12 protein-coding genes and 1 pseudogene are annotated in these 11,614 nt (G+C 70.2%); 11 read left to right on the plus strand and 2 right to left on the minus strand.

All coding sequences use genetic code 11. The features are described 5' to 3' along the window. Nucleotides 1–46: 46 nt before the first annotated feature. From SLNSH_RS23595 to SLNSH_RS23605, 3 genes are read left to right on the plus strand one after another with little or no spacing between them, the layout of a single operon-like run. Nucleotides 47–1,285, plus strand: coding sequence for a carbohydrate kinase family protein (locus tag SLNSH_RS23595; protein ID WP_106340642.1), 1,239 nt, complete (start codon nucleotides 47–49; stop codon nucleotides 1,283–1,285). 23 nt (nucleotides 1,286–1,308) lie between these two features. Continuing rightward, nucleotides 1,309–2,151 (plus strand): BtpA/SgcQ family protein, encoded by an 843-nt coding sequence (locus tag SLNSH_RS23600; protein ID WP_106340644.1) that lies wholly within the window; start codon nucleotides 1,309–1,311, stop codon nucleotides 2,149–2,151. Continuing rightward, nucleotides 2,148–3,041 carry a PfkB family carbohydrate kinase gene (locus SLNSH_RS23605; protein ID WP_158266879.1) on the plus strand — a complete coding sequence of 298 codons (894 nt, stop codon included), beginning with the start codon at nucleotides 2,148–2,150 and terminating at the stop codon, nucleotides 3,039–3,041. Before SLNSH_RS23600 ends, SLNSH_RS23605 begins: the two co-directional genes overlap by 4 nt. Before the next feature lie 38 nt (nucleotides 3,042–3,079). Here SLNSH_RS23605 and SLNSH_RS23610 read toward each other — a convergent pair whose 3' ends face one another. Next, nucleotides 3,080–3,511, minus strand: a complete 432-nt coding sequence (locus tag SLNSH_RS23610) for a CMP deaminase (RefSeq protein WP_106340647.1) — start codon at nucleotides 3,509–3,511, stop codon at nucleotides 3,080–3,082. A 264-nt stretch (nucleotides 3,512–3,775) separates the two neighbouring features. Between SLNSH_RS23610 and SLNSH_RS23615 the strand changes: the two genes are divergently transcribed. The 8 genes from SLNSH_RS23615 to SLNSH_RS23650 are packed head-to-tail and all read left to right on the plus strand — an operon-like array spanning nucleotide 3,776 to nucleotide 11,105. Further along, the gene (locus SLNSH_RS23615) at nucleotides 3,776–4,792 is read left to right on the plus strand and encodes an ABC transporter substrate-binding protein (protein ID WP_106340649.1); all 1,017 of its coding nucleotides are present in this window, start codon (nucleotides 3,776–3,778) and stop codon (nucleotides 4,790–4,792) included. A 4-nt stretch (nucleotides 4,793–4,796) separates the two neighbouring features. Then, entirely contained in the window at nucleotides 4,797–5,627 is an 831-nt protein-coding gene (locus SLNSH_RS23620) for an ABC transporter ATP-binding protein (protein ID WP_106340651.1), read from the plus strand. Beyond that, the gene (locus SLNSH_RS23625; RefSeq protein ID WP_106340653.1) at nucleotides 5,624–6,460 is read left to right on the plus strand and encodes an ABC transporter permease; all 837 of its coding nucleotides are present in this window, start codon (nucleotides 5,624–5,626) and stop codon (nucleotides 6,458–6,460) included. The genes SLNSH_RS23620 and SLNSH_RS23625 overlap by 4 nt, the downstream gene beginning before the upstream one ends. Before the next feature lie 55 nt (nucleotides 6,461–6,515). Continuing rightward, nucleotides 6,516–7,868 carry an FAD-dependent oxidoreductase gene (locus SLNSH_RS23630; RefSeq protein ID WP_106340655.1) on the plus strand — a complete coding sequence of 451 codons (1,353 nt, stop codon included), beginning with the start codon at nucleotides 6,516–6,518 and terminating at the stop codon, nucleotides 7,866–7,868. Then, a complete protein-coding gene (locus SLNSH_RS23635) occupies nucleotides 7,865–9,046 on the plus strand; it encodes a CaiB/BaiF CoA transferase family protein (RefSeq protein ID WP_106340657.1) in 1,182 nt (393 codons plus the stop codon). Before SLNSH_RS23630 ends, SLNSH_RS23635 begins: the two co-directional genes overlap by 4 nt. Next, the gene (locus SLNSH_RS23640; RefSeq protein WP_106340659.1) at nucleotides 9,046–9,819 is read left to right on the plus strand and encodes an enoyl-CoA hydratase-related protein; all 774 of its coding nucleotides are present in this window, start codon (nucleotides 9,046–9,048) and stop codon (nucleotides 9,817–9,819) included. The genes SLNSH_RS23635 and SLNSH_RS23640 overlap by 1 nt, the downstream gene beginning before the upstream one ends. 15 nt (nucleotides 9,820–9,834) lie before the next feature. After that, nucleotides 9,835–10,173, plus strand: a complete 339-nt coding sequence (fdxA, locus tag SLNSH_RS23645) for a ferredoxin (protein WP_106340661.1) — start codon at nucleotides 9,835–9,837, stop codon at nucleotides 10,171–10,173. A 26-nt stretch (nucleotides 10,174–10,199) separates the two neighbouring features. Beyond that, complete coding sequence (locus tag SLNSH_RS23650; protein ID WP_158266880.1) at nucleotides 10,200–11,105, plus strand: LysR family transcriptional regulator; 906 nt, start codon at nucleotides 10,200–10,202, stop codon at nucleotides 11,103–11,105. 190 nt (nucleotides 11,106–11,295) lie between these two features. Here the strand turns inward: SLNSH_RS23650 and SLNSH_RS25490 are convergent. Continuing rightward, a pseudogene (locus SLNSH_RS25490) lies at nucleotides 11,296–11,490 on the minus strand (helix-turn-helix domain-containing protein); the annotation flags it as partial. Between the last annotated feature and the right edge of the window lie 124 nt (nucleotides 11,491–11,614).

Consider the following 11,614-nt stretch of genomic DNA (forward strand, 5'->3'; position numbering starts at 1 on the left):
CGCGCATGGACCTGCTCCGCCGCGCCCGCGCCGGGGAGCGCGCGCCGTGAGCGGGCCCGACGACCCGCGCCCGATCGCGGGCACGCCCACGATCTCGGACGTCGCGCGCGCCGCGGGCGTGTCCAAGGCGACCGTGTCGCACGTGCTCAATGGACGCGTGCCCGTGCGCCCGCACACGCGCGCGCGCGTGCTCGAGGCCATCCGCGCGCTCGACTACGTGCCCGCGGAGACCGCGCGCTCGCTCACCGCGCGCAAGCGCCCGGCCGGGCCTGACGCCCGCGCCGGCGCCTCCGTCCCGCGCCTGACCACGGTCGGGTACGTGAGCGTGGACTACGTCGCGTGCGTGCCGCGCCTGCCCCAGCGCGAGGAGCGCCTGCAGGCGCGCACGATCATAAAATCCATCGGCGGCCCCGCCGCGAACGTGGCGGCGGTCGCGGCGGGGGTCGGGGCCCCCTGGCCGGTGGCCGCGTCCATCATCACGTCCATCGGCTCGGACCAGGAGAGCGACTGGGCGGCGGCCGAACTGGCCGCCCGCCAGGTGGACCTCATCGCCTCGCGCGAGCGGCGGCAGGGGCGGCTCGACCGCGCGCTCGTCCTGGTCGAACCCGACGGTCGCCGCACCATCGTGAACGAGCCCTCCAGCCTCGCGGAGGTGGACGTGCGCCAGTTCGTCGAGGCTGCGGACCCCGCCGGCGTCGTCTGGTGCCTGCACCTCGAGGGCTTCCAGGCGCCGGTCCAGATCGAGGCGCTCCGCCGGGCGCGCGCCCGGGGATTCCGCGCCAGCGTCCAGGCCACCGGGCTGCCGCCCGCATGGCTCGCGGACAACGCCGACCGCCTCTTCTCGACCGCCGACGCTCTTTTCCTCCATCGCGAGACCCTCGCCTTCCTCCCGGGTTGCCCGCCGGATCCCGAGCGCGCCTTGCCCTGGCTCGCCGCGCGGGCCGCGCAGGCGCCCGCCGACGCCTGGCCGCAGGTCGTGACCCTGACCCTCGGCGCCCAGGGCGCCGCAGTGGTCACCCGCGACGGCCGTTGCGCCCGTGCGCCCGCCCCCGACGTCACGGTCGTCGACAAGACCGGCGCCGGCGACGCCTTCGTGGGCGCGTTCCTCGCGCTGTGGCTCAACGGCTGCGAACCGGACGTCGCCGCGAGGGCGGCGTGCGCGGCGGGCAGCCTCGCCGCGGCGCAGTACGGAGCGCAGGAGATGCGGCCCATCGCGCAGGAGCTGGCGGCCCTGGCCGGCATCCACCTGCCTCTCCAGGCCGAGCCCGCGTCGGCCCTGCCCTGACCCCCACACCCCGGAGACGACCGTTGTCCCAGTCCGTCTACAAAGCGAAGACCAATGTGGTGCAGCGCCTGTTCGGCCGCACCAAGGCCGTGATCGGCGTCATCCACGCGCTTCCCCTCCCCGGCTCCGCCAACTACGACGGCGACCCGATCGAGCGGATCTACGAGCACGCCTGCGCGGAGGCGCGCCGATACGCCGACGGCGGGGTGGACGGCCTGATCGTGGAGAACCACGGCGACATCCCCTTCGTGAAGCCGGAGGAGCTCGGCCCCGAGACCGCCGCCGTCATGGCCGTGATGACGGACCGGGTGGCGCGCGCGACGCCTCTGCCCGTCGGCGTCAACGTGCTCGCCAACGGGGCCATCCAGGCCATCGCCGTGGCCAAGGCGGCAGGCGCGCGCTTCGTCCGGGTGAACCAGTGGGCCAACGCCTATGTGGCCAACGAGGGCTTCGTGGAAGGCAAGGCGGGCTTGGCGGCCCGGTATCGCAACACGTTGCGGGCCCGCGACGTCGCCGTGTTCGCGGACGTGCACGTGAAGCACGGCGCGCACGCCATCATGGCCGACCGGACCCTGACGGAGCTGACCCGCGACGCCCAGTTCTTCGACGCCGACGCCGTGATCGTCACGGGCCAGCGCACGGGCGACAGCGCCAACCTCGACGATCTCGCGACCGTTCAGGGCTCGACCTCCCTGCCTGTGGTCGTCGGCAGCGGCGTGAACCCGGAGAATGTGGGCGCGATCCTGGGATACGCGGACGCGGTGATCGTGGCGAGCGCCCTCAAGCACGACGGCGGCTGGTGGAACGAGGTCGATCCCGAGCGTGTGAAGGCCTTCATGGCGGTCGTGCGGGAGGCGCGCCGGTGAAGCGCGTCTTCGTCCTCGGCAACGCGACCGTGGACTGCGTGCAGACGGTCGCGCGCCTGCCCGTTCCCGGCGAGACCCTGCTCTGCGACAGCCTTGAACGCTGCCCGGGAGGCAAGGGCCTGAACCAGGCGATCGCCTGCGCCCGGACGGGCGCAGCGACCGTGCTCGCGGCCCCGCTCGGCGGGGACCGCGACGGCGCCGTCCTGGCCACGGCGGCCAGCGCGGAAGCCAACCTGGAAGCGCGTTGGATCGCGAGCTCCGCGCCGACCGACTATTCGGCGATCTGGGTGGCGAGCGACGGCGAGAACATGATCGTCAGCAGCGCCGAGGCCGCCCGCGCCCTCACCGAAGCCGGTGCGCTGGACGCCTTGGCTGACTTCGCCGCCGGCGATGTCCTGCTGATGCAGGGGAACCTTGACCGTGACGTGACGGTCGCGGCCTGCCGCTTAGCGGCCGCCCGGGGCGGTCTTCGGGTGTTGAACACGGCGCCGATCGCCTGGGACATGGCCGGCGCGCTTCCGCTGTTCGATCTCGTGGTCGCCAATGCGGTGGAGGCCGCCACGCTGGTCGGAGGGGCCCCGCACGCCGCCGCCCAGGCTCTGTCGTCGGCCCCGGGGCGGGCCGCGGTGGTCACCCTGGGGGCGGAGGGCGCCATCCTGAGCGCCGAGGGGGCGACGACCCGCGTGGCGGCCCCTGCCGTCTCGGCCGTGGATACGGCTGGCGCAGGCGACGTGCTGGTGGGTGTGCTCGTGGGAAGGCTGGCGCAGGGCGCGCCCCTCAAGCCCGCGCTCGCCCTCGGGATCGCGGCGGCCTCGCTCGCGGTGACGCGCCGCGGCACCGTGCCCTCGTTTCCGACGCGGGACGAGCTGGCTCGGCTCCAGGCCGGGTGATGGACTGACCGCCGCCCTGGCGGCGCTCGGAGAGCCGTCTAGGGCTCCACGAAATTGAGCGTCACGCCACCCTCTTCCAGGATCACGCGCGAGCGCACGAAGGAGGCGCCCCAGACGGGATCCTCGAGCGCCGGTTCGACCGTGTCGAGGCATCGGAAACCGGCGAGCACGATGGCGCGGGCGCAGTCGATGCAGGGAAAGAACGTCGACGTGATGCGTCCACCCGCCGTGGCGACGCCGCGGCGAGTCGCCTCGAAGATCGCATTGCGCTCGGCGTGCTCCATCCAGACGAAGCGGCCGTCGCCCTCATGCCTTTCCGGAAGGTCCTGGACTCCCGGCGGAAAGGTGTTGCAGGCGGCGATCACCGTTCCGTCGGCCGCCGCCACCACGGCGCCGACCTTGCGGACCCTGTTGGGGCTCAGTTCCGCCACTTCGAGAGCTTGCCGCCAATGTTCTCCGACCCTGTTCATCCGCACGATCCGTCTGGTCCTGTCGATTGCAGCGGGGACGATAACGCCTGGGACCGCACCCGTCAGGCCCTTCGGCCCGGAGATTGCGCCGATGTTGGGCAGACGCTCGCGCCGAATGCCTCCTGGACAGGCGCGTTCGATTTTAGGCAACGCATGGGCCGAATATCTCTTCTTTCTGGAACAGTGACGGCGTGATCCACTTCGGTTGTAGGCTCCGCACCCCAGGGCTGAGGCTCGCGGGTCGCCCTTCCAGGAGAATCCGCCATGGGTCCAGTCAGTCGTCGTGATGTCCTGAAGACCGCAGCCCTCGCGACGGTGTCGGGGCCGCTCTTGACCGTTGGCGCGAACGCCCAGGGCAAGCCCTTGGTCAACATGCAACTCGGGTGGATCCTGGGCGGCAACCAGATCGGCGAGGTCTGCGCCAAGCAGCTGGGCTACTACGACCAGGAAGGCATCGAGCTGAAGTTCCAGGCCGGCGGACCCAACATCGACGGCGTCGCCGTGGTCGCCGCGGGGCGATTCGAGGTGGGCCAGGTGTCCTCCTCGCCTTCGCTGATGCTGGCCGCGTCGCAGGACATTCCGATCCTCTGCTTCGCAGTGGGCGCCCAGGAGCACCCCTACACCTTCTTCTCTCTGAAGAAGAACCCGGTCCGCGAGCCCAAGGACATCGTCGGCAAGAAGGTCGGCGTCCAGGCGACCGGGGTGATCCTGCTTCGGGCGCTCCTGGCCAAGAACAAGATCCCGGAGAAGGACGTCACCATCGTCACCATCGGGGCCGACATGGCGCCCCTCCTGACCGGCCAGGTGGATGTGGTGACCGGCTGGCTGACCAACACGACGGCCCTCAAGGTGCTGGGCCCCGACAGGGTGGACCTGCGGCTCTGGGACGCCGGCGTGAGACTCTACGCCCTGCCTTATTACGCGACCAAAACGACGATCGAGACCAAGGGCGACATCCTCCAGAAGTTCCTGCGGGCGAGCGGCAAGGGTTGGGCCTTCGCGCACGACAACCGCGACAAGGCGGTGGAGCTCCTCGTCAAGGAGTTCCCCAACCTCGTGGCGGCGGATGAGCGCGAGGCGCTCGACGTCATGCTGAAATACGCCTTCTCTCCGAAAACCGCCGAGGAGGGCTGGGGCACGATGGATCCCGCCGTCTGGCAGGAGCAGATCGACCTCTACGCATCGCTCGGCCAGTTCTCCAAGCGCACCCCCAAGCTGGAGGAAGTGATGACGCTCGACATCCTGAAGGCCACGGCCGCGGGCCGGCCGAAGATCGGCTGATCCGGTGGCCGCCCCCGTTGCGGCGGCGGAGGCTTTCCCTTCCGTCGTCCCCCAAGCAGCATCCGCCCCGGCCGCCGTCGCCTGTCGCAACGTCACGGTCCGGTTCATCACCGACCGGCGCACGGTGACCGCCCTCGAGAACGTCTCGTTCGCGGTCGAGCGCGGCGGTTTCCTGAGCCTGCTTGGCCCCTCGGGCTGCGGCAAGTCCACGCTCTTGAGGGTCGTCGCAGACCTCGTGTCGCCGACCAGCGGCGCCGTCTCCGTGCTCGGCCTGTCGCCGCAGGAAGCGCGGCTGAAGCGTTCGCTCGGCTTCGTGTTCCAGGATGCGGCTCTTCTGCCCTGGCGCACCGCCCTGCAGAATGTGGAGCTGCCGCTCGAAGTCGGCGGCGCCAAGGCGCTTCCGGCCGGCGCGCCCACACCGCGGGAGCTCCTGAAACTCGTGGGGCTGGAGGGCTGGGAAGGCAGCTACCCGCATGAACTCTCCGGCGGCATGCGCCAACGCGTCTCCATCGCGCGCGCCCTGCTGGGCGGTCCGCGCCTTCTGCTGATGGACGAGCCCTTCGGCGCGCTGGACGAGATCACCCGCGACCGCCTGAACGAGGAGTTGCGGCGGATCTGGCAGGAGACCGGGACGACGATCATGTTCGTCACCCACTCGGTTTACGAGGCGCTCTTCCTGGGCGAGCAGGTCCTGGTGCTGGCCGCCAATCCGGGGCGCGTGACCGAACTGGTCGATGTCGGCCTGCCCCGCGACCGGACGCTCAAGATCCGGGAGACCCAACCCTTCGTCGAGATCGCGGCCAATCTGCGGGACCTGCTGGGGCGTGGAGCATGAGCACGATGACCGACATCGCCGCCGTCCTGCCCGACGCCTCCGCCGCCGAAGCCGAATACGCCCGGCGCAAGCAGCGCGAGCTTTGGCGTCGTCGCCTGCTCCCGGCCGTCGGCATCCTGGCTGCGCTCGGGGCCTGGGCCGCTGTCGTCTACATCTTCAAGGTGCCGCCCTTCGTGGCGCCGTCCCCGGTCGCGGTGTTCGCGACGCTCACGTCGAAGTTCGGCCTGCTGATCGAGAACCTCGTCCCCACGGCCATCGAGGCGATCTGCGGGTTCCTGCTGGGCAACGTGGCCGCGATCCTCATCGCCACCACTTTCGTGCACAAGAAGATCCTGGAAGAGGCGTTCTTCCCGCTGGTTGTCATCATCAACACCATCCCGGTGGTCGCGAAGGCCCCCATCCTGGTGCTGCTGCTCGGCAACGGCATGGAGCCGAAGATCGCCATTGCGGCGCTGATCTGCTTCTTCCCGACCCTCGTGAACATGGTCCGCGGGCTGGAGTCCGTGAACCCGCAGGCCATGGAGCTGATGCGCGTCCTGTCCGCCTCGAAAACCGAGGTGTTCTTCAAGCTGCGCCTGTTCAACTCGCTGCCCTACCTGTTCTCAGCCCTGAAGATCTCGGCTTCCACCTCCGTCATCGGCGCGATCGTGGGCGAGTGGATCGGGTCCACCCAGGGCATCGGCGCCCTGATCATCCAGGCCACCTACGCCTTCGACTCGGCGCTGCTCTACGCCACCGTCATCGTCGGTTCGTGCTTCTCCATGGTCTTCTTCCTGGCGATCACGCTCGTCGAGCGGCTGGTGGTGCGCTGGCAGGCGCCCGCCGGGCACTAGTTCCGGCCGCCCTGCCCCCATCTCGAAATTTACCGAACCCGCGAAGGAGGTCCGGATGTCGACAAGCGACCGCATCGAGGAAAAGCCCGGCTCCGCCCGCATCGTGGCGCGCTCCGACGTTGTGGTGGTGGGCGGCGGGCCGGCCGGCTTCGCGGCCGCCCTGGCCGCCCGGCGCGAGGGCTGCTCCGTCACGCTCGTGGAGCGCTATCCCTATCTGGGCGGCCTCGCCTCCGGCGGCATGGTGCTGGTGCTGGACGACATGCACAACGGCGACGAGGTCACCGTGCAGGGCGTGTGCATGGAGATGATCGAGCGCATGGCGAAGGTGGGCGCGGCCGTATACCCGCCGCCCGAGGAGCGTCGCCAGGGCTGGGACGTCTACCGCAAGTGGGCGCGCTGGGGCGCCTTCGACTTCCGCGCCCAGTCGAAGCCGCAGCCCATCGTGATGGCGGCCGCCTTCGACCCCGACGGCTGGAAGCGCGTCTCCAACGAGATGATCGCCGAGGCCGGCGTGAACCTGCGCCTGCATTCCTGGTTCTCGAAGGCCATCGTGCAGGACGGACGCATCCGGGGCGTCATCTGCGAGACCAAGGCTGGCCGCGAGGCGATCCTGGGCGACGTGGTGATTGACACCACCGGCGACCTCGACGTAGCCGCGGCCGCGGGCGCTTCCTTCAACGAGGGCAAGTACATCGTCACGACGGTGTTCCGCCTCGGCGGGGTGGACACCGAAGAGACCGAGCGCTTCCAACAGGAAGAGCCGGAGGCCTATGCGAAGATCGACCGCGAGGCCAAGCGGGTGATGGGCGGCAGCTGGGACTTCTGGTGGCTGAAGACGCCGCTTCCCGGCATCGTCTGGTGCAACTGTCCGCACATGGTGGGCTTCGACGCCCTCAAGGTCGAGGACCTGACGCGCGCCGATTTCGAGGGTCGCCGGCGCATCTATGCCCTCGTCGATTTCGTGCGCGCCAACATGCCGGGCTTCGGCAAGGCGTTCGTGGTCGACGTCGCCCCGCAACTCGGCGTGCGCACCACGCGCCTGCTCGAAGGCGAATACGTCGTGACGAAGGACGACGTGGCGCATCGCGTCCACTTCGCCGACACGGTGGCGCGGGGCCGCGACTACTACACGCCCTACCGGGCGATGCTGCCCAAGGAGGTCGACGGACTGCTGGTCGCCGGCCGCCATTACTCCGCGACCGAGAGCGCGCAGAAGATGTCGCGCGAGATCCCGCCCTGCATGTCCATGGGCCAGTCGGCCGGCGTCGCCGCGGCGCTGGCCGTGGCCGGCTCCATTCCCGTCAGGCGCGTCGACCCCGGCGCCATCTGCGCGCGCGTCAGGGCGCAGGGCGGCGACCCCGGCGACGCGCCCTCCGCCAACGCCACCATCATGGAGAACGCCGCGTGACTTCCCCCATCGAACTGCCTCTCGCGGGCGTCAAGATCGTCGACTTCACGCAGGTCATGATGGGGCCCGTGGCCACGCAGGTGCTGGCCGACTTCGGCGCCGACGTGATCAAGATCGAGCGTCCGCCCACGGGCGACCTGTCGCGCACGGCCTTTCCGCACGATCCCGCGGGCCTGACCGGCCCCGTCTACTGCTCGCTCAACCGCAACAAGCGCTCCATCGTGCTCGACACGCGGAAGGCCGAGGACAAGGCGGCCGTGCTGCAGCTGCTCGATGAAGCCGACGTGGTGGTCAACAACTTCCGCGCCGGCGTGATGGACCGCATGGGCTTCGGCTACGAGGCGCTGGCGGCGCGCAATCCCCGCTTGATCTATGCGGTGGGCACCGGCTACGGCCTGGTCGGCCCCTACGCCCACAAGGGCGGCCAGGACGTGCTGGCGCAGGCCATGTCCGGCGTGATGGCGCGGCGCTCCGACGACGCCCTGCCGCTGTCGATCTACTCCACCACGTTCGCCGACTATTCCGCCGGCATGCACCTCGTCCAGGGCGTGCTCCTCGCCATCCTCCAGCGGCAGAAGACGGGACGCGGCCAGCTGGTGAGCGTGTCGCTGCTGGATTCCATGCTCGCCGCGCAAACCCAGGAGGCCGCGGCCGCCATGATGCGCGGCCGCGAGGTGAACTGGGGCGCCATGCCGCTCACCGGCGTCTTCGAGACGACGGACGGCGCGCTCGTGATGGTCGGCGCCTTCAAGGCCCACCCGCTGCGCGACATCGGGACGGCGCTGGACCTGCCCGGCCTCCACGAGGATCCGCGCTTCATCGATCACCCGACCCAGGTCGCCAACAAGGCGGCGCTGCACGCCATCTTCCGCGAGCGGTTCGCCACCAACACCACGGCCTACTGGCTGGCCCGGCTGGAGGAGCAGGATCTCCTGTGCGCGCCGGTGCGGACGTTGTCCGAGGCGCTGGCCGACGAGCAGACGCGGATCAACGGCATGATCCTGGAGACCCGCAACCGCGTGGAGACGGTGCGCGTGGTGGGCTCGCCGGTGCACCTGTCGGACGCGCCCGTCAGCGTGCGCATCCCGCCCGCGGAGCTGGGCCAGCACACCGACGAGGTGCTGGCGGAGCTGGGCCTCGCCCCGCAGCGGGCGTCCGACGTGGGCAAGGTGGCGTGATGGCCGTTCGCTTCGAGGTCGCCGACCACATCGCGCGCGTCACGATCGACCGGCCGGAGGTGCTGAACGCCGTCGATGCGGCGACCGAGCGCGAGCTGCAGGACGTCTGGGCCAGGATCGAGCGGGACCGCGACGTCCGCGCGGTCGTCCTCACCGGGTCCGGCGACCGGGCCTTCTCGACCGGCGCGGACATGAAGGGCAGCGGCGCGAGCGGGCTCGAATACTGGGCCACGCCCCGCCCCGGCGGCTTCGGCGGCATCGCCCTGCGCGAGACCCTCGACGTGCCCGTCATCGCCCGCGTCAACGGGCACGCCGTGGGCGGCGGCTTCGAAATGGTGCTGGGCTGCGACATCGTCGTGGCCGCCGAGGAGGCGAGCTTCGGCCTGCCCGAAGCGCGGGTCGGCCGCCTGCCGCTGGACGGCGGGATGACCCTCCTGCAGCGGCAGGTTCCCTTCCGCCAGGCCATGGGCCTGCTCCTCACCGGCAAGCGCATCAAGGCCGACGAGGCGTTCCGCATGGGGTTGATCAACGAGGTCGTCCCCCGGGCGGAGCTCGACGCCGCCGTGGACCGCTGGCTGGCCGACATCCTCGCCTGCGCCCCGCTCTCCGTGCGCGCCATCAAGCAGGTGGTGCGGCGCACGGCTCACCTCACGGCCGCCGAGGCCCAGGCGCACCGCCTGCCGGCGCTCGTCGAGGCGCTGGCGAGCGAGGATTCGAGCGAGGGCGTCCGCGCCTTCGTGGAGAAGCGCAAGCCGGTCTGGAAAGGGCGGTAGGAGAGCGCGACGCCAATGACCTACGTCATCACCGACGCCTGCATCGACGTGATGGACAAGGCGTGCCTCCCGGCCTGCCCGGTCGACTGCATCTACGAGGGGGGCCGGACGCTCTACATCCACCCCGACGAGTGCATCGATTGCGGCCTGTGCGAGACCGTGTGCCCGGTCGCCGCCATCCACGCCGACGATCGCTTGCCAGCCGAACTCACGCCGTGGCTCGCGGTGAACCGCGAGTTCTTCGGCCCCGAGGTGACCAGGTGGGGAAGCCCCGGCGGCTCCGACGCCCGTCACAGGACGGAGCAGGACCACCCCGTCGTCGCGGGCTGGCCGGCGCGGAACAAAGACGGCTAGACTGGCCGCGATCCAGGGGCCAGGCCTTGCACGCGGCTGCGTTATTCTACTTCCGGGAGGTCACCCGCGCCGGCTCGATCCGCCGTGCGGCGGCGTCCCTCAATGTCGCGGCCAGCGCGCTGAACAGGCAGATCCTGAAGCTCGAAGACGAGCTTGGCACACCCTTGTTCGATCGGCTGCCCGGCGGCATGCGTCTCACCATCGCCGGCGAACTCCTGCTGCGCCACGTCACGGCGACGCTGCACGATTTCGATCGCATGCGAGCGGAGATCGACGACCTCCGGGAGGCCCGCTCGGGCCATGTCTCTGTGGCGGCCTTGGATTCCCTGCTGGTCGATTTCTTGCCCAGGGCCTTCGACCGGTTTCGGGCGGAGTTTCCCGCGGTGAGCTACTCGGTCCTGGCGGTCCAGCCCTCGGACATCCCGCAGGCCGTGGCGGCGGGCGACGCGGACATGGGTTTCACCTTCGTGAGCCATCAGATCCCGCCCACGGTGCGGTTCCTGGCCGAGGTGGCGGCCCCCATCGGCGTGGTGATGCGGCCCGACCACCCTCTGGCCAATCGGCTCCTGATCGAGTTCGAGGAAACGCGGCAATACAACATCTTCACGCAGCCGGGCCCGCTGCCCCGGGCCGCCGAAGCTGACCCCGACTACGTCACTTTTCGGGCTTCGATCGCCCCCAAGGTTCTGTCCAATTCGATTCAGATGCTGAAACTGTGCGTGATGCTGAACATGGGCATCGCCTTCTTCACGCGCCTGGGTTTCCTGCACGAGATCGAGAAAGGCGAACTCGTTTGGAGGCCCTTCAACTCGGCGGGAGTCAATCGCCTGCGGATCGGGTTGCTCGTCCCGGCCGCCCGCGCCATGAGCCCGCCGGCCCAGCAACTCGCCCGCCGCCTAGCCACTGACCTCGACCGTTTCGCCAGCATGTGAGGCCAGGACGGAAAGAAACCTGTGGGCCCCGTCCAGCAAGGATGCGCTTGCCTGGGGGCGGGTGCGGCCCTTGCAGCTACCCGCCCCTCGTGTCCGCTTCGGGGGCGACCCACACCTCGCGTTCTCGGGTTCGAGAGCTTTCGTCCGCGTCACAAAGCAGACGCTTGCGTTCGAGAAACACGGCATAGCTCACGGCGGCCTCCGTCCGTGAACGCGTTCCCAGATGGCGCAAGACTGCGGACACATGGGCCTTCACCGTGGCTTCGCCGATCCCGCAGATGTGAGCGATCTGCTTGTTCAATCGCCCAAGCGCGATCAGCGCCAGGACGATGCGTTGCATCTCCGTCAGCGACGCCAGGCGCGCCGGGAACTGCGGGTGATCGAGGAGCGGCGCCGGATTGAATGCGCCGCCGCTAGGGCACAGTGGCATGCGACGGGTCAGCCGGCGACCTTCGGCGCCCATCATGGGGCTCCGATTCGGCGCGCGTCCTCCAGCACCATGGCGGCGC

The sequence above is a fragment of the Alsobacter soli genome, from assembly GCF_003004785.1.
Classification (GTDB): Bacteria; Pseudomonadota; Alphaproteobacteria; order Rhizobiales; family Beijerinckiaceae; genus Alsobacter; species Alsobacter soli.

Coding starts and splice junctions, on each gene's coding strand:
- SLNSH_RS23610 (WP_106340647.1), bottom strand. CDS start 3,511: ATGAACAGGGTCGGAGAACATTGGCGGCAAGCTCTCGAAGTGGCGGAA.
- SLNSH_RS23615 (WP_106340649.1), top strand. CDS start 3,776: ATGGGTCCAGTCAGTCGTCGTGATGTCCTGAAGACCGCAGCCCTCGCG.
- SLNSH_RS23625 (WP_106340653.1), top strand. CDS start 5,624: ATGAGCACGATGACCGACATCGCCGCCGTCCTGCCCGACGCCTCCGCC.
- SLNSH_RS23630 (WP_106340655.1), top strand. CDS start 6,516: ATGTCGACAAGCGACCGCATCGAGGAAAAGCCCGGCTCCGCCCGCATC.
- SLNSH_RS23640 (WP_106340659.1), top strand. CDS start 9,046: ATGGCCGTTCGCTTCGAGGTCGCCGACCACATCGCGCGCGTCACGATC.
- fdxA (WP_106340661.1), top strand. CDS start 9,835: ATGACCTACGTCATCACCGACGCCTGCATCGACGTGATGGACAAGGCG.